This is a genomic window from uncultured Dokdonia sp. (genome assembly GCF_947492815.1).
Lineage (GTDB): Bacteria > Bacteroidota > Bacteroidia > Flavobacteriales > Flavobacteriaceae > Dokdonia.
In genome coordinates, this window is sequence record NZ_CANLOB010000026.1 from 37,348 (window position 1) to 57,940 (window position 20,593).

Below are 20,593 nucleotides of genomic sequence, written 5' to 3' on the forward strand. Positions count from 1 at the left end.
GAAACTCGCTACGCTCAAACAATCTGAAATTTCACGGAATCTTCACTTCAAATTTTACGACAACTTTTCGAATGCCAGAAAAAAGATTCCTGCCTTCGCAGGAATTCATTTACACATGCTGATCAATGAGAATGGCATTTCCATCAGGGTCCATCAGTACAACACTAGCAGGCCCTTTGGTGGTTTCGTCTGCTTCGCGTTCTAAATCAATTCCTTTTTCTTTAAGGTGTTTTTGAATGGTACGTACATCATCAAATTCGTCTAATGGACGTGCACTTTCATCCCAACCTGGATTAAATGTCAAAATATTATTTTCAAACATCCCTTCAAAGAGTCCGATGAGAGCATTGCCATTTTTCATAATGAGATACTTTCGTTCTATATCACCTGCAAATACTTCAAATCCTAAATGTTCATAAAAGGCTTTGGATTTATGAATGTCTTTCACGCTCAAACTACTGGAAAAGGCTCCTAATTTCATACGGATTGGTTTTAGATTGTTTTTTAAAAGTAATGAATTGTTAGGAAAGTATAGAGCTTCGGTGACTTCGAAATAATTTTACATCATCACAGGGCTCTGATGTAAAATCACTCAGTCATCTAATTTTCAAACTTTTCAAAATTAAACTCGATAGCTAGATTTTAGGTGATTGAGTGCTTTCGCTTTTTCTGCGAAAGTGTACCGAAATTACCTAGATTGAAAGATGTGAAATCCCTCTCCCCCTAGCTTCCAAAAAGGGAGTAAAAATAGCATATTACTCTAAAATAACACCTCCCTCAATCCCTCCTTCTTAGGAGGGAAGCTTACAACGCAACAAAATATTGAAAGACAACTCAATCACGTTCTTTGATAGTTGTTACACTGAGCTTGTCGAAGTGTTTCGTACATCTGAAATCTGAATGTTATTAATGATCGCTAAAGTTTATTGTATTGTCTGATCGAGCGCAGTCGAGATCTTTTTATGAAACCTAGTTTAGGATTACAATGACCTGTCGACTGCGCTCGAGGGGATACCTAATCGTTTTTAAGAGTTATAAATGCTTCGGCTATTTAATTAAAGTATTTAAAGATGTGACCGTTATGATTTTTGTGGTATTTTGGATGGTGATATAAAGTAGTTGTATATATGTAAGTCAAGCAATCTATGTGTAAATTAAAAAATGAATTTTTACTTTGTACCTGTCTAGTAGATAATCTAAATGATAATGATGTAGGTTGGATATTATTTCGACGCAAAGAAAATAAGAAGCGAGAACCTTGGGCTAATTCTCAACCTATACCAGACTCTTTTATGATTGGATCTAGGGAACTACCGAATAATGAAATAAGCTTTGAGTATAAAGAATTATACGACCAATGTCTTAAAAAATTACAGGAAAGAGAAAAAAGAGAAACTGAACTAAAAAAATTAAGAGATACGGAGAAAGAAACACAGTATTTTTTAAATATAACTGCACATATACTTACTCAATTAAATCATCGAAATTGCTTTGATAAGGAAATCAATATAGTTGACAAAGATGTACTATCTATAAAATTGAATAATGAATTAGAGCTCTGGGTTGAATTTATTTTCAGAAAACATTCATGGAAACTGGCAAAATTTAATTTGAATAAGCCCAAGTATTTAAAAATTATAACAGGAAAAATAAGATCCACACACAACGATATATAATTGTAATTACAACAGATTCAATTACGTCGGAATCTACTCGGAATTACTAAAGTCAATGCCAAACCGAAAATTATCGCTAATTTAACCCGTAACTGAAAATTATACGAGACCGTTGACATTAATTTGAGAACATGAATAAATTCTTAACAATACTTTTCCTTACAACATCATATTTGACTTTTGGACAAAAAGAAAATAATATTTACAATCAAGATAAGGAGACTGTTATCGAATATTTTCGAGCAGAAACTATAAATGGAAAGCTTGATTTTGAATTAAATATGAAAGATGATAAAGCACCATTTTATCGTGTTGGAAATATTTTATACAATCGAAAAGATTTTGGGATTTTACTTTGGTCTCAGGCTATTAAACGAACTGAAAAATTTTCAATAAAGGAGGCTATCAAATTATGGGAAGAAATTAAACAACGTAAATTAAGTAAACCTGAAAAAAAAGCTTTTAAAAAGGGTTTTAAAATGGAATTGGAAAACCCAAAAATGAATAAAAAAGCTGACTCTGAATTCGATTCTGATTTTATTAACTACATAAAAGCTAAATGGGAAAGACAAGCATATGAAAAAACAGACTTGCCTAAGTTTAAAAAAATGAACTCATTCTATAAGCAATTAAGTAAGCGAAATGAAGGAATCTTAGCAGATGAGTTTCTAAAAGTTCCTGATTCCGATTTTTTGTTCGCCCATTATCTTGATACTAAGCTAAAATGGAATTCTTTTAACCGTGGAAGAGACAAACTTTCGGTAGAAGAAGTAATATCTAAAACTTTACAGGAAAATCCTGACAAGAATGAAATGCTTGTATTTTATTACAAAACAATTTTCGCAAGTATTTTAAACAATCAAAGAAGTATTGAACCTTATGAGAAAAATATCGACTTTAAAAAATTGGAATTGAATACTCAAGAAAGTTCCATTTTATTCTTGTGCGCGATGAGACACTTAGGAAATCAAATGTCCGGATATTCAACTGGAAACTTTCCTAAGAATTGTTTTCGTGCTGACTTATTCCTCACAAAAATGCCAACCTTTAACGGAAAACTATACTACGAATTTGATTTGCCAGAATTTGACGATTTTCCAATTAAAATAGACAAAAGGTATCCAAAAGTTAGTTTCAAACAGAGATTTATTCCTGAGTTTGAAAAAGCAAAGGCAGATTATATGAAATGTTTGAATAATAAAAACTAATATAGTGGATAAAACCGTTGATCATAGTATGACAAAAACGTTACGAATAGTAATATTTCTATGTTCAGTAGTTGGGTTTTCTCAATCTAATTGTGAGAACTATTTAGCTGAATATATACCTATTGATTTAGAAGATGCTTTTGCATATTTTAAGTGTAACTGGTCAAAGGAGGATTTAGAAGCTTTTAAAAACAAAGAAGAAAAATCAGCTATAGTATCTCTTCATAGAGGTTATGGAATGAATATCCGTAATGGTTGGGGATTGTGGAAACGAAAAGGAAAATTAGTTGAATTTCTTCATAAAAAAGGAATTTATCATCCAGAAGATATGTCTGCTGTGATTTTCACCTCATTTCACCGAAAACTAAATAATAAATCAATAGACCTTAATAAACAAGCTGAACATTATCAAAACTATTGGAGGAAAGTTAATGAACGGCAACGAAAGGAATATGCTATTGAATTTGAAAAGTTCAAAGTAAACGATACAATAAATTTCAAATACTTGAGAGGTTACATTTCAAATAAACAAAAAGAGTTAGCTGAATCTGGAAAGTGCATCTCTAAAGCTATATTACTTGAAAAAAGAGAATCAGATTTTCACTTAAAGATTAAACTTATCCAAAGCTGTGATGATAAAGGATTATACACTGGTCTAGATTCTGGAAAACCCAATCGAAGAATAACGAAAACCGGTGATGTTGAATGGATATACTATAACGATTGGCTACCAAACACCCCATGAAACACGTACACCTAATAGCCAGTTTTTAGGTCTCACTAAAGTTGAAAGATTGGCTGCTTTTATATCAAAAAACATAATGATTTAAAATTGTATTTCTAGGGGCTAGTCCAACACAGTCGAGATCTTTTTATGAAACCTAGTTGACTTCTCGACTGCGTTCGAGGGGATACCTAATCGTTTTTAAGAGTTATAAATGCTTCGGTTATTTAATTAAAGTATTTAAAGATGTGACCGTTATGATTTTTGTGGTATTTTGGATACTTATATATACTAGTTACCCAACATTTGAAACAAACATTCATCATAGCATTAATATTTAGTCTGATTTCTTTTAGCTCTTGTAAAAAAGAAAAAAATCAATTGGACAAAAAACTTGTCGAACAAACTGAAATTGACACATTAAACAAATTTTATTTCGATTGTAAAGAACAAATCATAAATGGAATTGAATATGAGGCATGTATAAAACGCCCCGGAATATTCACTATTAAAAACTCAAATGGAAAAGTTATTTATAGTCATGAAGACAATCCTTTTGACTTTGAATTTTCTGATTTTAATGGAGATGGTTATTCTGATATCTTAATGAATTATGTTTCAAATACACCTGGAATCCAAGAATTGCTTTTATTTAATATTCAAACCGATAAATTTGAGTTCGTGGAATCTTTCAATAGTTACCCAAACTCGAAAAGAATAAACAAATCACACTTTTATTATTCCTATCACGGGAGTGGATGTGCAGATAATGATTGGGGAAGTGAATTATATAAATTAACGGAAACGAATATAACCTTGTTAGGAAAAATAGAAGGATTAGGCTGTTTAGAAAATGACACAAACGGAATTTACATCTACAAAGTAAATGAAAATGACGAAAAATTATTAAAACACATAAAAAGAGAACAAGGGTATTGGAAAGGCAAATATGATTTTATAGCGGAATATTGGACTAAAAATCATAAAATGTTTGAATAAAAAATGTTGCGTAACAAAGTGTAAAAATAATTGCTTGTTATCGCTTACTTACTAAACCATGCAACTACTCATAACCGAGGTTGTTGTTGTAACATTGAAACAAACGATAAGAATATGGCATCAAGTTTTATTGAATTCAAAGATTATGGTTTTTGGGCAAAAGATGGTTTTGTAGAAGCAATGCAAAACTGTCTTATTAATGAAATTGAAGTAACTGAATTTGATTCCAATTCTTGGATAATTAAATATAAAGAAGAGCTCGCATTACAGTCATTACCTTTAATTTATGGAGGAATGTCAATGAGTTTAGATGATTTTTTGATTGACAAAGAACGAAAAGAACTAATAATTAAACTTATCAATAAAATAATTAAAAAAATAAGTTCAAGTGAAAATTATATCTCTAATGAGAATTTGAGAGAAATGCGAAAAAATGCTTTACAAATTTTACTTAAGAATGGAAACGCATTTAAAAATGAAGCTGAAATTAATGAAGAGGTAAAAAATTCAAGATGGAGAGGTAATGATAATTGTGTAAGTCAATATAAAGATAGATATATTAATGCATTCATGTTACTGGAAAAGTTGATTAATGAAAAGTTAAAAACCGATGCTTCTTCTGTAGAAAATTATTGGGAATATAAAAACTTGTAGTCATAGAATTTATAATAATAACGTTACGCAACATCATTTATAATTCATTACTAGCATACTTCTAAAACCTTCGCAGATTTTCTATAAAAAGCCAACCATACTCATTTTTTCAAGCCGAAAAACATTTTAACACGGTGTAGTATATTTCTTGAATTCAATTTTCTTTCTAATTGTCATTTTCTATGCTGCGCTATAATTTCTGACTTTAGGTTTTCTGGGGTTCCTTTATTAAATTTTTGATCAAATTGTTTTTCGATTTAAGTCATTCGATGTGTAGCGCATTGTAACTCTCCTTCTACCCAATTATCCCAACCAAATAAAATCTCTTCTCCATTTTCTCAAGTATCACTAAATCAAAATCAATTCCAACATCAAAATTATCATACTTATAGACTATTTTCCATCCTTCTTTGATATGATATTGAATCAACTGATTCCAAAGCTCAGTTTTAATATATGGAGATTTCCATGTACCTGATTCATTCCATTCAGAAATCGCTATTTAATCTACAATCTCCATTTTCTTCAACAGGAAACTCGCATTCATATTTTGGCAAATGCCTTCTTTAAAGGTATAATCAAAATAGAGTTCGTCATCTTCAATACGGGCGTCAAAATAGTAGTTTTTGACTTGCGGCAATTCATTAGCAGCTTCACAGAGACTTAAATCATGTGTCGCGATAATACCGGTCGATTTTGAGTTAACGAGTTTATCTACAAACTTACGAGACCCTTTGGCTTTATCGGTGCTATTGGTTCCTTTTAAGATTTCATCTAAGATGATAAAATAACGATCGTTTTTAATCTCATCTACGATAAACTTCAGACGTTTGAGTTCACTAAAAAAGTAACTCTCATCATCGGTTAAGCTATCCGTAGTACGCATACTTGTAATGAGTTTTATAGGTGTATAAATTGTCTTCTGAGCACATACGGGTAATCCCATATTACCCATCACAATTTGTAAGGCTACTGTGCGCAAGAAGGTACTTTTTCCTGCCATGTTTGCGCCTGTGATAATAAAAAACTGTTCGGTGTCTATGGTGATATCATTTAGAATCGCTTTAGCAGGATCTAATAACGGATGTGCCGTTTGGCTAGCTTTCAAAGTTACTGGAGTCTCTGTAATCTCAGGATATTGATGTGTAGGATGATTAAAATCATAATTTCCTAAACTATTATAAGCATCAAAAAAGGCGATAATTTCAAACCAAATCGCCACATCATCCCTATGTGCATTGATCCATGTTTCTATTTGAGATACAATCGCAAGATCTCTTATAAAAAAACCATTTGCTATGATCCCGATTAAAATATTATTTCGCTGGTCTAACGCATCTAAATGCCTAGAAAATGTACGCAATACCCCTGATGACTTTTGAACATCATTGATAATCTGTTCTCTTTTATCTTTGAGCACTTTACTCTCGAAGGATTGTGCTTCGATCTTTGCTAATAACTTATAATATTGGTCAAAGGTGCTTTGTATTTTTCCTGTATGTACTGAGAGCATATTGATCTTCTTTACAAACCTACCTATAATCGCAAGTCCTAATAAAAACCAACCTATTACAAAACCTCCATGGATGAAATTTGTAAAATAGGTTATTAATAATGCTAGTGATATCCCAGAGAAGATTCTAGATACTAACCTTGCATTTTTAGGCACAAAGGATTCATATTCCTTTAACCAATCTGTAACTGTCTTTGCAGGAACTTCTGTTTTCACTAAAGATGCTATAGCAGAAAACTCTTGTCTCCATTCTGGAAGACTACTGAGTTCTTGAATGGCTTTTTGTTTTTCAGGAATTCCTGTAATTTCATTAGCTTTTGTGATTGCTCCTAACACATCTGCACCACTTTCTAAGGCTGTTCTATTCAAATATTGGAAGAAAGAACCTCTTCCAAACAGATCGATATCCTGACTATAAAAATGTTCTGGGTCATGGTATTTTTCGCCGGAAGGCAACTCATAAAAATCACGATCTAATACACTTAATTCTGTCTCATTTATAGAAACTAATGCTTTTAGCAAATCTCTTTTGTAGGCAATTTTACCATGACGTACTACTAAAAAAACAAATGCAATAAGTTCTAGAAGTACAACACCTGTGAGTAATTTCCATTGACCGAAGGTTATATAGATACTCCCCAAGATACTAAGAAATAAGACAACACGTATGGTGCTTGAGATATTCAATTGTTTTTTAATACCACGCAATGATTCTTGGTGTATTTCTTTTTGTTTTGTATAAAACTGAGCTGGGTTATTCATTAAAGGTAATCGCGTTTTTAATATTGTAAAAGGTCTAAATTTCGTCAAACGGAACTTGCTTGTGCTGAACTAATTTCAGTATTTCAATTTCTCACTAGACGAATAACGAATGTCATGAGATTATGAAATAAATTCGGAATGATGTATTACATTATTTTTAGACATTTTCTTCTAGATTTTCTAATTCGGTGCGTAGTTTTTTTGTCATTTTGCTCACCACCAAATCGTAGGAATGGTCAATAAGATCTATAATTAATTGAGGTGGCAAATCCTGAAGTATTAACGTATTCCAGTGTAATTTATTCATATGAAAAGCGCCTGTAATACTTCCGTCATATTCCTCGCGTAAAGCAGCAGAGCGTTCTGGGTCACATTTTAAATTAATCGCCGCGGGAATGCGTTCTAATCCACTTAAAACAAACATTTTTCCCATTACTTTAAACACTAAAGTAACCTCATCAAAAGGAAACTCTTCTGTGACTCCTTTTTTTGCAATACAATAGTTCCGTACGTCTTCTATATGCATGAATTCTATTTTTTTATTTTATATCCAATAACGGGAGCATCATCTACATAAATCACCAGTGATTGTGCTTTTGTTTTAGTAGCAATCATACATTGCAAGGTGTTATTTTCTATACTAAAATCAGTAGTTACTTTTTCAGCACCATCTAAAGAATACCTTACTTTCTCTCCAGTGATTCCTTGCAATGAAAATATAATCCCTTTAGATAATGCTCTTGCTTTTATGGTTCCTTCTAAAGGACTCACCTCTTGTATGGTAAGTTCTTTGTGTATCAACAATGGTTGCTTGCTAAATGCTTCTTTTGACACGTTATAGTCTACATACGCATCATCAAATACTTCTGGGTAATGACTTTTTATAAATTGTGATGGAAGCGCATCGTAATACTCATAAGATGGGGATTTTATAAAAGTACCATTATACCTTCCTGCTCCCCAGGTGGGGTCTAAGAGCATTGGTTTTTCTTCGATGATGGCCACCATCCACATATGGTTTTTATCAAAAGGACGTCCTATATCTGAAGGTTGTGTTTTGGTATCTCCTCGTACCACATACGCTTGAATTCCTAATAATTCGCAAAGACGTTCTAATGTCAATGCATATCCTTCGCACACGGCTACTCCCTGTTGTAGGGTTCTTTCAATAATACCTTCCCGGGTTGATGCCATTTTTTCATTACGTTCTTCAAGAATACGGTATTGAAATTTATAGGTATAGTACTCCTGAGGGTCATAAGTTACATTATTAATAAGCCATGAATATCCTGCACGCACTTGTTCTTTAGGGTTTGTAAAATCACTTTTTATTTGCATTGCCAGTGCTTGACCTGTCGCAAAATGTTCAGGATAAAAAGATACGGTCGCATCTACTTTAGCATAGTCTTGACTTATCGCCATGGCACTACTCAGAAATACTAAAAGCACTATAAATGTCTGTGTTTTATGTGGTAATGATGTGTGCATGAGCTAGTTCTTTAGGGGTTGGTTTTTCGAACCATGATTCCATAAATTCTACATCGGTTTCTGATACTTCAAACTGGAAGGTTTCGCCTTTTTCTTGATTGCGTTGCATCACACGTTGCTTTCGGATCTCTAATGGAATATCTAAAAAATGTAATTGGATGGGGATGTTATACGCTTTCGCGAAAGCGTAAAAACGATCTCTCCGCTCTTTTTTGGCAAATCCTAGATCTAGAATAGCGGGGGTTCCTGCTGTAGCCATTTGTGCTACTATAGATTGAATCATGGTATCAGACCGTTCTATCCGTTCTAAAAACCAATCGACGCCATCTTCTGGGGTTTTATCATCCAAAAAAAGTGTTTTATTCCAGTGGTCTATAGAAAAAATAACCCCTTGCTCTTTGTCTCTTAACGAAAGTGCATAGGTGGTTTTACCAGCTCCTGTATTTCCGAGAATCATATGTATCACTAGGGATTGAGTTTTGGAGGTTCTTCTGGAGTTGTAATTTTTAAGGCGTCATAATCTAATTGCCACCCTATAGTTTCTACTAATTTTTGAATAAGAATAATCGTATCTAGTGCCTGTTGAGAAGCCTGTTTATAGAGTCCGCTATTTGGGATTTTATCTACAATATGTTGTTTGGCTTCTTTATTAATTTCGGTGAGATCTGTGCTTGTAAGCGGATTTGCCCAACCTTCTTTTTTATCATAAAACTTAAAATCGGTTTCTATAGAAAGTAATTCTGGTGATGGAAAATCGTACAGACGAATCGTTTTTGTTTCTTCATCTGCTTCCATGCGCACTTTTGTAAGATCAAAACCTATATGTGCTTTGGCGTCTATAAGTACTAATGCTTTCTTGGTACCTAATAGTTTTTGAATCCACTTATCTTTTAAGCTTTCATAGTGATAGATCTCAGCAAAATCTCCTTCTACCGTAATAAATTTACATACAGAACGAATGCGCTCCATCAATACCATAGATTGTGAATGCACTTTGGCTCTATTTCCTCGCCTAGCAAAGCGTCCATATAAAAAATAGGCTACAATAGCGCCTAAAGCAAGTCCTAAAAATAAAAACTCCATGTTGTAAAGATACTATAAAGACCGCTTTGCTGATAGATTATAGATAATAGATCGCTGCGCTCATAGATTTCTATTATTTCAAATATATCGAAGTTTTAATTTACAAATCTCTGAGGTGTGTGAATTTAAAGCCTTTCTCATACTTTAAACCGTTGTCTAGAATCCTACTATATTTTAAAGAAAACTCTTTTCTTTTTTTCATTGCCAAAAAAAGAAACAAAAAAGTCTAGACTGACGAAGCCTTGTCTAAATTTATTGCTCAATTCCTAAATTTCAGAAACTCGCTATGCTCAAACAGTCTGAAATTTTACGGAATTTTCACTTCAAATTTTACGACAATCTTTCGATAGGTCAAAACACTATTATGTAGCTTATAGGTTTCCTAAATGTGTGAATTTAAAGCCTTTTTTATACTTTAAACCATAGCCTAGTATTCTGTCAAAAGCAGCATGCGCAAATAGAATAGCACCTACAAGCATAAGGATATTATTTTGAAGATATATTCCTATCAAATATATTGCTATTGCCAGTCCTTTATGGTGAAAAAGGTTATATAAAAAAGCACCTGCTTTATTGCCAAATGCATACCCTATCATGCCTATATCTGGTGCAAGTATGAGTACTAAAAACCACCACCAAGCAAATGGAAGCAAACTAAAAAAGTAAATCCCGAGTCCAAATTGTGCCAGTTCTTCTAGTTTAAGTGTTGTTTTCATGAGAGTTGATATAATTAATACGTTAGATTTTAGAAGATGCAATACTTTTCAAACCTATCCATTCATGTTCAATATTTTTCATTAGTAGCGCATTATCAAAAGTGACCGTTCCTTTTGGAAATATAGCTGTATTATTAAAAAAACTAGACTGTACTGATGTTACTTCAAGCAATGATACTTTCCAATTATAGGCTTTCAATTCTAAACCTTCATAACAATCACCATCTGGAGAATATCCTACCGCTCCGTTTTCAAAAAAATCAGAAACTTCCTGTATGTTTTTAAAAACACTCGTGTCATTCCATTGGTCAGTTTCACTTGCTTTGATAGATAAGCTTGTTTGGTCTTCGCTTACAAAAGCAACTTCGTAGTTGGATCCTTCTTCTTTTATTTTAAATTCTGCTAAATGATGTACCCCAGGAAAAACTCTACCTCCTGCTAATGCATTTATTTTTGATGAAGTGTCTCTTCTTGGAATGTAAACACCTTCTTTTAAGACGCCTCCTTCATACCATTGCACTGCAATTCTATGTGCTCCATTTTCTGAAGCAATTCCGATATGTTTCGGAAGTCCCTTAGGTCTCACTTCTTTAAGACGTATGAGACAAATACCTGCAATCCCTTTTCCATTCACCAATTTTGGCATAAAAGGTTCAGGAAGATATTGCTCTAACACTTCTTTTTCTACTTGATAGTTTATCAGAATTCTTCTGTCTATAATGCCTTTTATGGTTGGGATTTTCATAATTGTCTATCTTTTATTTTATAACCATAGTTTTTGCCCATAAATCTCCTATCCGCTGATTATAAGGAGTATTTTTCATCACTATAATTCCTACTAATCCAAAAAAGAACATATCTACTGGATCTAAGAGATGTCTTTTCAAAGATTCTAAAAATGTTAGTTTTCGATACTGTCCATTTATAGGAATCGCTCTAAGCCCTACTATTAAATTACCTATGGTCGCTCCAGCAGTTATTTCAATAATTATTGCCATCAATATCCAAAAACCTATTGGAATTAATGAAAAGGCATTATTTAGTTGATTGGCATCAAAATTTACTTGGACTCCAAGTAGCATCATTGTAAAAAAAGAAAGTGCATAAATAATCGTATAGTCTATACTACCTGCTACTATGCGTCTTCCTATATGTGGTTGGGTTTCTATAAAAGTCAAAAGAATACTTCTTTTAGGATTCTATCTTATACAAAATAGGTTTACTAGGTGTAGCATCATTTTCAAAAGGAGCAATTTGCAGATTCAATATATAACGTCCATCTGCTATTTGATGTGGTACATAAATCATTTCTGTAATGGTAGCATCCATTCGTATGTTACCCTCTAGATCCCAAAAAGCTTTATGTGCTTTGAGTTCGCCATCATCTTTTTCTCGATCTACACTAGGCAAATCGATGAGCAAGTGTTTTACACCTAATCTTCTTAAAAATACCATCGCCTCTTCTTCAATATATGTCCAATTGGTATGTGCCCAGTTTTTTGTTTTTTTATCTTGTGTATTGGGAATGGTTCTAATCACTAATGCTTCTGGTTTTTTCCCTTTGAGATCGTATTGCAATTGTTTTTTTGAGATCACAAGGTCTTCTCCTCTTGGTTCTGCCGCCACTGTAATAAGCTCTGCTGTAAAAAAGAATTGTTTTAAGTGTGTATTAACACTGTATACTTTTTCTGTAATATGGCCTACACATTCTGTATGTGTACCATGTGCATGCGGATTGAAGGTAATGGTATTAAAATTAACATCGCCTCCTTCACTTACTTTCCCTACCCAATCTTCTGATCGTACGGGTGTGATTTCGGGTTTTTCTAAATACCAAGCTAGTGGGTTTTCTGTATCACTCAACGGAATAGAAATGTCTATGGGTTGGGATAAATCAACAGAAAGTGTTTGGTTTTTGTGATGAATGGTAGCTTTCACGTGATGGTTTTGTATATGTATGCCTATATGTCTTTAAAGATAAAGAATGTTACAGGGTATTGTAGTAACTTTTTAAAATATAATTAAATATACACCCCTTCGGTCATTTACATAGAAACTACTGTGAGAATGTTTATGTATATTTCTTATAGTGCATTTTGGTACATAATGCGGGTTAAATCTATGCTTGACCCCTTCCGTCATTTGCCTTTTAGGCAAATGCCACCTTCCCCTTTCTGGGGAAGGAGCAACTACCTGAGGTTTATTTATTAAGTCAGTTACGGTTTTAAATTCAACATGAATAAATCACTTGCGATGCCGTCGCTTAGGAATTTTCCTTTTTTGGTGACGTACAATCGGTCTTCTTCTTGAAATAGAAAATGACTTTCCATATGGGTTTGTGCTTGTTGCAGTAAATAGGCTTGCATTTTTGATCCAAATAACGTAGCTACTTCTTTTAGTGAAACACCATGTTGTGTGCGTAATCGTGTCATCACGTATTCATTATATTGATCGGTTGTCGTGAGTTCTTCTACATCTTGAGGCAATTCACTTTGTGTAATAGCCTTGATGTATTTTGGGTTATTACTGATATTCCAAGCTCGGCGCTTTCCGTTATAACTATGTGCGCCTGGACCAATACCTATATAGCTTTTCCCTTCCCAATAGGCGGTATTATTGCGGGAGAAATACCCAGGTTTCCCAAAATTGCTAAACTCATAATTATGATATCCTGCAGCTTCCAACCGCTCTACCAGAATGGCATGATGTTCTTGCGCAACCTCATCTTCTACAGGAGGAATGATTCCTTTTTTAATAAAATTTTCTAGTGCAGTTTTGGGTTCGACGGTGAGGGCATATGCAGAAATATGTGGAACTCCTAAGTCTAGTGCTTGTTCAATGTTTTGAATCCATCGCGAGTTGCTCATTTCTGGAATACCATAAATAAGATCTAGGGAAATGTTCTGGAACCGCTTTCGCGAAAGCGTAATAGACTCTATCGCCTCGGTGGCATTATGTGCTCGGTTCATAAGTTTTAAATCTTCTTCAAAAAAAGACTGCACGCCAATACTTAAACGGTTAATGAGGGAATCGCTTAATGATTTGATTTTTTCTTCACTAAGATCGTCAGGGTTTGCCTCGAGTGTAATTTCTGGAGCATCTGTGACTTGGTAATTTTTATAAACCGTTTGAATCAAGAGATTGATTTCTTCCGTTTCTAATACCGATGGTGTTCCGCCCCCAAAATAGATGCAATCTACAGTCTCATTATGAAACTCTTCTTTGCGTACTTCTAGTTCTCGAATCAATGCTTGAATCATCGCATCCTTCTTCCCCATAGACGTAGAAAAGTGAAAGTCACAGTAGTGACAGGCTTGCTTACAAAAAGGGATATGGATATAGATGGATGCCATAGGTTATAACTTTCTTTTTCTTCCTTTTGCATATTTACGCGTGTCTTCTCTGATGACGCGAAGTGACGGTTTACGTTCTTTGATTTCCTGTATATTTTCATCAGTAATGATCTGATGATCTACTAACATATATGTTAATGGTTTTATAAAAGTAACTTCTATTGGTATGTTTTCAAAACTATTATTGTGTAACCATAATGTATGTAATTTAGTAAGACCTAAAACTTCTTTAGGAAACTCTTTAAATCTATTATATGGCAATCCGCAAAAAGTAAGGTTTTCTATATTAGCAAAGGATGCTGGTAATTGTTTTATATCATTACCTCCTAAAGACAAATGTTTTAAATTCTTTAATGCTGCTATAGATTCTGGTATTTCTTGTATTTTATTGTACCCTAAATTAGCATGTACTAAATACTCTAATTTGCCAATATCATCCGGTAATGTTTTTATTTTAGACGCATTTGCCACGATACTTTTTAAAGAAGTGCAATCTGCTAATTCATTTCGAAGTCTAGACATGCCACTACCTGAAACATCTATAATTTCCATGCATTTTAAATTTCCTATAGATGCAGGTAGGTCTGTTAATCTTCCATTACTTCTAACGCTTAAAAATTTAAGCCTTATTAATTGCCCAAGTGATTCGGGTAATTCTTTTATACTACTTGCCTCAACAGATAGCACTTCTAAATTTTGTAACAATGCTATATTTTCTGGAAAATTGCGAAGGTTTGTATAATCCATAATGAGTAATCTCAAATTTGGGAGCGTACTCAAATTAGTTATTAATCCTTCAACATCAGAAAATCTATTCCTAGACAAATCAAGCTCTTCTAAATGAATAAACTGACTAATTTCTTTGGGTAGTTCTGATATACCTGTGCTTCTAAAATTTAAGCGTTTTACTTCCAAACGCTTTGGAAGTAACGCCGTCAGATCTGTTACAGGTTTTTCTCTGAGCACATCATATCCTAATTCTGTATGGTAGTATTCGGAACGCCATTTCATATCAATTACGGGACAGTAATTATTCAATTGTTCTTCTATTTTGCCAATAGTGATATTAGGAGTTTCAAATAAAGTTGTTTCATCAAAAGACACTTCTTTCTGTATGATTCTTCTTTCAAAAACGGTATCTCTTTCATACCCTCTAGATTCCATGAAAGCTACATCCCAAGCAGCACCCTCATAGTTATCTCCAAAATACTCGCATAGGACAACCTTTTTATAATATTCTTTTAATTGATCATGAGGTGCAGGTTTTCTGAGAAGTGTTCTATAATACCTTTCAGCAACTTTAAAATCTTTAGCTGCGTAAGCGCTATTTGCTTTCCATTCTAACAATAGAGGTTTTTCTCCCTGAGAAGCAATTAATATATCTAGATCAGCTATGGCTTCTTTATATTGGGCATTTTGGAAGTATGATTGAGCTCTTATAAACATAGCTCTTTTATCATCTGTTTTTTCTAGATATGTGGTAAGATCCTTTATAATATTTGGAAAATCTTTTGTTTGTTGATTTGTCCGTGCTTGCGCTCTTAAAAAATAAGTATTTGTAGTGTCATTTCCTCGCTCAATCACAATGTCTAACATACGGATAGCTTCTTCCCAGTTCTTTTCTATGACCGCAATATTATATTTTTCTCGTAAGATTTCATCACTTAAAAACTCATCGCAGGAAACAAAAAACAATACTAAAATCAATAAAAATAATTGTTTCATAAAAGCATTATTTCTTAATTCGTTTTTCATTTTGCTTTACAAAAGCTTCCCATCCCGTGTAATGCTTCCCTGTTTCTATTTTTCCTGAATTATAAAAATGACATACTGCAGCAGCCAATCCATCAGTACTATCTAAGTTCTTAGGAAGTGTCTTAATCTTTAATAGGGACTGTAGCATTTTTGCTACTTGTTCTTTACTCGCATTTCCATTACCTGTAATTGCCATTTTAATTTTTTTAGGAAGATATTCTGTAATAGGTACTTCGCGACTTAGTCCTGCGGCCATCGCTACCCCTTGTGCGCGCCCTAACTTGAGCATACTCTGTACATTTTTCCCAAAGAAAGGTGCTTCAATGGCAATCTCATCTGGATGATAGGTGTCTATCAACTCGACAGTACGTTCAAAGATAAGTTTTAACTTTATGTAGGGGTCTTTATATTTTGAAAGTAACAACTCATTAAGTTGTAAAAGCTCCATTTTTTTATTGACTATTTTAATGAGTCCAAATCCCATAATGGTGGTTCCTGGATCGATACCTAATATGATTCTTTCTTCTTTCAAAAGGAATTTTATCTTTTATTCGTTACTTTGTTTGTTATGCGAAGCTACTCCCACAAAGCTACACAATTCTTAAGCTATAGTGTCAAAATTTTGATTTTGGCTATGGTATTCTTTTTTGTGTGGCAACGTGTAGCTCAAGACACCACCACTATTCTAGAGAGCTTTCAAAATAATTTTAATATATTATTTACATATAGCAATATAGCAATATTACTATTATTATCTATTCTTAATTGGCTATTTGAAGTTCTTAAATGGAAAACATTAGTAACCCATTGCAGTTCTATCTCTACCAGAAAGAGCCTCCAGCAGTCATTAAAAGCGCATATCGTATCTCTGATTACTCCTGCTAAGATCGGAGAATATGGCGCAAAAGCATTATTTTTCCCTGCCCCTATGCGCAAAAAGATACTGTTTTTGACTTTATTAGGAAATGGGTATCAAATGCTTGTAACTACTGTTTTTGGATATATAGGTATCGGAATATGCACCTATCTATTATTCCCAAAGTATAGCATCTATTATCTGCTAACATGCATCTTACTTATTCCAATGATATATGGTATTCCTAAGATACTAGATAAGCTACGATGGAGTATCAAAGGGTATTCTTGGCAACGTATTCGTGACTTTATGTACACCATTGCTGCTACTCGTAAGCAAAAAGCATTGTTATTTTCATGCATACGTTATCTCATATTTGCGCATCAATTTTATTTTTTACTATGGGTATTTCAAGTAGATGTTTCTTACATACTTGCCATGGGGCTTATCACAAGTATGTACCTTATAAGTTCTATCATACCGATGCTTCAACTCTTTGATGTGATTCTTAAAACGGGTGTAGCTGTAGCGCTATTTTCGTGGATTGATGTCCCAGAAATAGCGATCGTAAGTATTACCTTTATCATGTGGTTTTTTAATGTAGTACTCCCTATTATTCCAGGCAGTTATTTTATACTTACTGACACTTCAATAATCACTCAAAAATCGATATCTGTATGATGGTGCTTATCTGTATGTATGTGATCATCATTGGGTATGCTTTTTTTATACTTTGGTTAGCGTATGGGTTTAAGAAGTCTACCCTCATCACGTCTTCTACAAGTACTCCAAAACAAGGGTTTTCAGTAATTATTCCTTTTCGAAATGAAGAAAAGAATCTGCCTAAATTATTGGAAAGTCTCACATACCTAGACTATCCTGAATCTCTATATGAAATCCTATTAGTGAATGATGGTTCTGATGATGCTTCTGTTACTTGTATTGAAAATTATATTCAAAAACATCATCAACATAACATAAAGGTTTTAGATAGTATACGTACTTCTGGCTCCCCTAAAAAAGATGCTATCCAAACAGCCATAGCCATTACAACACATTCTTGGATCGTAACAACAGATGCCGATTGTATAGTACCTTCGTCATGGCTTCAGATACTTGATACTTTTATACAGGAAAATAACTCAAAACTCATTGCAGGCCCTGTTACATTACCGCTACATACAACTTCATTTCTAAATGTTTTTGAACAACTAGACACCCTTAGTCTTGCAGGAGCAACTATTGGTGGTTTTGGCATCAAACGACCATTCTTGTGCAATGGAGCACATCTGGCGTATGAAAAAACTGCTTTTAGAGATGTGCATGGTTTTGAAGGAAATAATCATATTGCTAGTGGAGATGACCATTTTCTATTAGAAAAGTTTACAGAAACATTTTCAAAGCAAGTGCATTACCTCAAGTCACGAGAGGCTATTATCACGACCACGTTTCAAGAAGACTGGGTTTCTTTTATGAGACAACGCAAACGATGGGCGGCTAAGTCTACCGGATATACAAACCCATTTACCAAAGGCGTCGGATTGCTTATTTTAATTACCAATCTAGTTTTTGTAGTGGGTGTTGTTTTTGCTTTCGCGAAAGCGTATACAGATCCATTCCCGTTTTTAACAGTGCTCTTGATAAAGATAGCGGCAGATCTCATATTACTTCTAATCGCTTCTCAATTTTTCAATAAAAAAAAACTGCTCATCTGGTATCCTATATGTGCTTTACTCTATCCGTTTATAAGCACCTATATTGCGTTAAGTTCGCTAAAAGGGGGATTTACTTGGAAGGGCAGGTATTTTAAAAGATAAGGGCATTACATAGATTCTGCCTTACAGCAGGATTAGTTCAACTTATAAATTGAGTTTCATTATTAAAATATGTATCCTTATATCTCGTTATATAGGTATTCTAATCATCAAAAAAACGTCTTACGTGAAACACTTTTTACTTCTCTTTTTTTCATGTTGTTTTATAGGTGTTTTTGCTCAAACGAATACATATACCATCAATAACCAAACTTATGAGTTGAAAACCGATGTCAAAGGAACTATTTCTTTATTATAGAATACTATAGACAAAGAGTATATCTATTTTGCCAAAAAAGGAGCTGTTATTATTCCGCTTACTAATACGAAAGTACAAGGTACATTTCAAGAGGAATATAAAACACAAATCCTACAACTCACTGCTGATATAGATATGGATGAAGAACGTATAGATAGGGTACGGTTAACATTATCTAATCTTAGACGATTTTTTAATGCTTACAATAAAGAAGTAGATCCTGAATATATAGCGAAGAAAATGCATAGTGATCTGGAATATAGATTAGGTGTTTTTGCTGGGATTACCAATGGTATTTTTAGAAAAGGGTTACTAAGCACTTTTGAGCAAGAAACATACCCTCAATTTATTGTTGACTTGGAACTTTACGATAAAATTGCATTTCCAAGTCATGGGCTTGCGATACAATATAAACAGACTCTTTTTACTGGTGATTTGGAGGATAATGATCATGAATTCTCTATCAATCATCGTTTTAAGTTTATCAAAACTCCTAAACTTCAAGTGTTTTTAAACACAAAAATGATTACCTATACTATTGGCAAAAGAGATTTTTTAGGTCCTGACTTTATAGATCCTAGTGTCATCACCGTCACCAATCTTGAGACTCCATTTATTTTTGGACTTGGTACCGATATCAAATTAAAAAGAGGGTATCTCACTTTTCAGTATCATGATATCTATTCTTTTGTGATTGATGGTAGTGATGAATTTCCTGTTGATATCACTGCTGGATATCGATTTGTTTTTTAAGCACTTTATTTTATATCATCAATAAAATTAAAGAGTTGAAACTAGTGATTTTAAGAGAAGAGATTTTTTGTTACCTTTAAAATCCAAATCTTTTTTTAATGAAACGCTTTATACTACTTTGTTGTGGGCTCCTACTGAGTCTCTCAACGATTACCGCGCAAACAGACACCTACTCTGTAAACAATCAATCTTACGAGCTTAAAACGGATGTAGAAGGCCCTATGACCTTACTCTGGAATATAATTGATCAAGAGTATCGTTATTTTGCCAAAAAAGGAACTACCATTACGGAATTAACAAATACCAAAGATGGAAAAAAATATCAGGAAGAGTATAAAAAGCAGTTGCAAGAACTTACTGGCAATGTAAGTCTGAATACTGACAAGGTAAAATTAACACTAGCGAGTTTGCGTCGTTTTTTTAATACTTACAATAAAGAAGTAGATCCTTCGTACAAGGAGAATAGCTTCCTTACAAATATGGAGTATCGTCTAGGTGCTTTTGCAGGAATCACCAATAGTGTTTTTGTAGATAATCCTAACAACACTTCAAATACACAATTTGGAATTGATTTTGAATTGTATGATGCAACAGCACTTCCTAGTCATGCTATTGTTTTTCAATACAAACAAACCTTGTCGAGTGATGAATTTGATTACAGTGCTGCTCAATTCTCTATTAACCATCGTTTTAAGTTTATAAAGAAACCTACATTTCAAATATACCTCAACACAAAACTGGTTACATTTACAACAGCTAAAAGATCTCAAGAAATAGATGATGATACTATAGGGCTTATAGCTGTTGGAGATTCGTCTGGTTCAAGTTTACAAGGGCCTGTTATTTTTGGCCTTGGAGCAGATATCAAAATAGGAAAAGGATATTTATCTCTCAACTATAATGATGCGTATTCTTTTATCTTAGATGATAACGGAGAGTTTCCTGTAGATCTTACGATTGGGTATCGATTTGTGTTATAA

The 20,593-nt window shown here is 33.5% G+C and carries 22 protein-coding genes; 9 read left to right on the forward strand and 13 right to left on the reverse strand.

Annotated features, from left to right (window positions below):
• Positions 1-109: 109 nt before the first annotated feature.
• Entirely contained in the window at positions 110-481 is a 372-nt protein-coding gene (locus Q1A01_RS19090; RefSeq protein WP_299684026.1) for a VOC family protein, read from the reverse strand.
• 664 nt (positions 482-1,145) lie between these two features.
• Here Q1A01_RS19090 and Q1A01_RS19095 point away from each other — a divergent pair.
• From Q1A01_RS19095 to Q1A01_RS19115, 5 genes are all read left to right on the forward strand, one after another.
• The gene (locus tag Q1A01_RS19095) at positions 1,146-1,676 is read left to right on the forward strand and encodes a hypothetical protein (protein WP_299684029.1); all 531 of its coding nucleotides are present in this window, start codon (positions 1,146-1,148) and stop codon (positions 1,674-1,676) included.
• Between the two features lie 131 nt (positions 1,677-1,807).
• The gene (locus Q1A01_RS19100; protein WP_299684031.1) at positions 1,808-2,884 is read left to right on the forward strand and encodes a hypothetical protein; all 1,077 of its coding nucleotides are present in this window, start codon (positions 1,808-1,810) and stop codon (positions 2,882-2,884) included.
• A gap of 4 nt (positions 2,885-2,888) precedes the next feature.
• A complete protein-coding gene (locus Q1A01_RS19105; protein ID WP_299684033.1) occupies positions 2,889-3,629 on the forward strand; it encodes a DUF6794 domain-containing protein in 741 nt (246 codons plus the stop codon).
• A gap of 285 nt (positions 3,630-3,914) precedes the next feature.
• Entirely contained in the window at positions 3,915-4,607 is a 693-nt protein-coding gene (locus Q1A01_RS19110) for a hypothetical protein (RefSeq protein WP_299684035.1), read from the forward strand.
• Positions 4,608-4,721: 114 nt separating this feature from the next.
• Complete coding sequence (locus Q1A01_RS19115) at positions 4,722-5,261, forward strand: hypothetical protein (protein ID WP_299684037.1); 540 nt, start codon at positions 4,722-4,724, stop codon at positions 5,259-5,261.
• Between the two features lie 502 nt (positions 5,262-5,763).
• Here the strand turns inward: Q1A01_RS19115 and Q1A01_RS19120 are convergent.
• The 12 genes from Q1A01_RS19120 to ruvC all read right to left on the reverse strand — a co-directional run bounded on the left by Q1A01_RS19120 (position 5,764) and on the right by ruvC (position 16,463).
• The gene (locus Q1A01_RS19120) at positions 5,764-7,536 is read right to left on the reverse strand and encodes a DNA mismatch repair protein MutS (RefSeq protein ID WP_299684039.1); all 1,773 of its coding nucleotides are present in this window, start codon (positions 7,534-7,536) and stop codon (positions 5,764-5,766) included.
• Positions 7,537-7,693: 157 nt separating this feature from the next.
• Positions 7,694-8,062, reverse strand: coding sequence for an MmcQ/YjbR family DNA-binding protein (locus Q1A01_RS19125; RefSeq protein WP_299684040.1), 369 nt, complete (start codon positions 8,060-8,062; stop codon positions 7,694-7,696).
• Between the two features lie 5 nt (positions 8,063-8,067).
• Entirely contained in the window at positions 8,068-9,024 is a 957-nt protein-coding gene (locus Q1A01_RS19130) for a transglutaminase domain-containing protein (RefSeq protein ID WP_299684042.1), read from the reverse strand.
• Positions 9,002-9,481: an ATP-binding protein gene (locus Q1A01_RS19135; protein WP_366520115.1), complete on the reverse strand. Its 480-nt coding sequence runs from the start codon at positions 9,479-9,481 to the stop codon at positions 9,002-9,004. The genes Q1A01_RS19130 and Q1A01_RS19135 overlap by 23 nt, the downstream gene beginning before the upstream one ends.
• An 8-nt stretch (positions 9,482-9,489) precedes the next feature.
• Positions 9,490-10,107, reverse strand: coding sequence for a DUF4230 domain-containing protein (locus Q1A01_RS19140; RefSeq protein ID WP_299684069.1), 618 nt, complete (start codon positions 10,105-10,107; stop codon positions 9,490-9,492).
• Between the two features lie 371 nt (positions 10,108-10,478).
• A complete protein-coding gene (locus Q1A01_RS19145; protein WP_299684071.1) occupies positions 10,479-10,823 on the reverse strand; it encodes a DUF4260 domain-containing protein in 345 nt (114 codons plus the stop codon).
• Positions 10,824-10,845: 22 nt separating this feature from the next.
• Positions 10,846-11,568 (reverse strand): DUF2071 domain-containing protein, encoded by a 723-nt coding sequence (locus tag Q1A01_RS19150; RefSeq protein WP_299684073.1) that lies wholly within the window; start codon positions 11,566-11,568, stop codon positions 10,846-10,848.
• A gap of 13 nt (positions 11,569-11,581) precedes the next feature.
• Positions 11,582-12,001: an RDD family protein gene (locus Q1A01_RS19155; RefSeq protein ID WP_299684075.1), complete on the reverse strand. Its 420-nt coding sequence runs from the start codon at positions 11,999-12,001 to the stop codon at positions 11,582-11,584.
• A 13-nt stretch (positions 12,002-12,014) separates the two neighbouring features.
• Entirely contained in the window at positions 12,015-12,761 is a 747-nt protein-coding gene (locus tag Q1A01_RS19160) for a cyclase family protein (RefSeq protein WP_299684077.1), read from the reverse strand.
• Between the two features lie 278 nt (positions 12,762-13,039).
• The gene (hemW, locus tag Q1A01_RS19165) at positions 13,040-14,176 is read right to left on the reverse strand and encodes a radical SAM family heme chaperone HemW (protein ID WP_299684079.1); all 1,137 of its coding nucleotides are present in this window, start codon (positions 14,174-14,176) and stop codon (positions 13,040-13,042) included.
• A gap of 3 nt (positions 14,177-14,179) precedes the next feature.
• Entirely contained in the window at positions 14,180-15,901 is a 1,722-nt protein-coding gene (locus Q1A01_RS19170; RefSeq protein WP_299684081.1) for a tetratricopeptide repeat protein, read from the reverse strand.
• A 7-nt stretch (positions 15,902-15,908) separates the two neighbouring features.
• Positions 15,909-16,463, reverse strand: a complete 555-nt coding sequence (gene ruvC / locus Q1A01_RS19175; protein ID WP_299684083.1) for a crossover junction endodeoxyribonuclease RuvC — start codon at positions 16,461-16,463, stop codon at positions 15,909-15,911.
• Positions 16,464-16,565: 102 nt separating this feature from the next.
• On the opposite strand from ruvC, the gene Q1A01_RS19180 reads away from it, so the two are divergent.
• From Q1A01_RS19180 to Q1A01_RS19195, 4 genes are all read left to right on the forward strand, one after another.
• Positions 16,566-17,468: a hypothetical protein gene (locus Q1A01_RS19180; protein ID WP_299684085.1), complete on the forward strand. Its 903-nt coding sequence runs from the start codon at positions 16,566-16,568 to the stop codon at positions 17,466-17,468.
• Positions 17,465-18,604, forward strand: a complete 1,140-nt coding sequence (locus tag Q1A01_RS19185) for a glycosyltransferase (protein WP_299684087.1) — start codon at positions 17,465-17,467, stop codon at positions 18,602-18,604. The genes Q1A01_RS19180 and Q1A01_RS19185 overlap by 4 nt, the downstream gene beginning before the upstream one ends.
• A gap of 391 nt (positions 18,605-18,995) precedes the next feature.
• Entirely contained in the window at positions 18,996-19,613 is a 618-nt protein-coding gene (locus Q1A01_RS19190; protein WP_299684089.1) for a hypothetical protein, read from the forward strand.
• Positions 19,614-19,711: 98 nt separating this feature from the next.
• Positions 19,712-20,593 carry a hypothetical protein gene (locus Q1A01_RS19195; protein WP_299684091.1) on the forward strand — a complete coding sequence of 294 codons (882 nt, stop codon included), beginning with the start codon at positions 19,712-19,714 and terminating at the stop codon, positions 20,591-20,593.

Excerpts from the sequence above, each read along its gene's own strand:
- Q1A01_RS19095 (WP_299684029.1), top strand. The coding sequence starts at position 1,146 with ATGTGTAAATTAAAAAATGAATTTTTACTTTGTACCTGTCTAGTAGAT.
- Q1A01_RS19190 (WP_299684089.1), top strand. The coding sequence starts at position 18,996 with ATGGATGAAGAACGTATAGATAGGGTACGGTTAACATTATCTAATCTT.
- Q1A01_RS19140 (WP_299684069.1), bottom strand. The coding sequence starts at position 10,107 with ATGGAGTTTTTATTTTTAGGACTTGCTTTAGGCGCTATTGTAGCCTAT.
- Q1A01_RS19115 (WP_299684037.1), top strand. The coding sequence starts at position 4,722 with ATGGCATCAAGTTTTATTGAATTCAAAGATTATGGTTTTTGGGCAAAA.
- Q1A01_RS19135 (WP_366520115.1), bottom strand. The coding sequence starts at position 9,481 with ATGATTCTCGGAAATACAGGAGCTGGTAAAACCACCTATGCACTTTCG.
- Q1A01_RS19130 (WP_299684042.1), bottom strand. The coding sequence starts at position 9,024 with ATGCACACATCATTACCACATAAAACACAGACATTTATAGTGCTTTTA.
- Q1A01_RS19100 (WP_299684031.1), top strand. The coding sequence starts at position 1,808 with ATGAATAAATTCTTAACAATACTTTTCCTTACAACATCATATTTGACT.
- Q1A01_RS19125 (WP_299684040.1), bottom strand. The coding sequence starts at position 8,062 with ATGCATATAGAAGACGTACGGAACTATTGTATTGCAAAAAAAGGAGTC.
- Q1A01_RS19195 (WP_299684091.1), top strand. The coding sequence starts at position 19,712 with ATGAAACGCTTTATACTACTTTGTTGTGGGCTCCTACTGAGTCTCTCA.
- hemW (WP_299684079.1), bottom strand. The coding sequence starts at position 14,176 with ATGGCATCCATCTATATCCATATCCCTTTTTGTAAGCAAGCCTGTCAC.
- Q1A01_RS19145 (WP_299684071.1), bottom strand. The coding sequence starts at position 10,823 with ATGAAAACAACACTTAAACTAGAAGAACTGGCACAATTTGGACTCGGG.
- Q1A01_RS19180 (WP_299684085.1), top strand. The coding sequence starts at position 16,566 with ATGGTATTCTTTTTTGTGTGGCAACGTGTAGCTCAAGACACCACCACT.
- Q1A01_RS19185 (WP_299684087.1), top strand. The coding sequence starts at position 17,465 with ATGATGGTGCTTATCTGTATGTATGTGATCATCATTGGGTATGCTTTT.
- Q1A01_RS19170 (WP_299684081.1), bottom strand. The coding sequence starts at position 15,901 with ATGAAACAATTATTTTTATTGATTTTAGTATTGTTTTTTGTTTCCTGC.
- Q1A01_RS19090 (WP_299684026.1), bottom strand. The coding sequence starts at position 481 with ATGAAATTAGGAGCCTTTTCCAGTAGTTTGAGCGTGAAAGACATTCAT.
- Q1A01_RS19150 (WP_299684073.1), bottom strand. The coding sequence starts at position 11,568 with ATGAAAATCCCAACCATAAAAGGCATTATAGACAGAAGAATTCTGATA.
- Q1A01_RS19120 (WP_299684039.1), bottom strand. The coding sequence starts at position 7,536 with ATGAATAACCCAGCTCAGTTTTATACAAAACAAAAAGAAATACACCAA.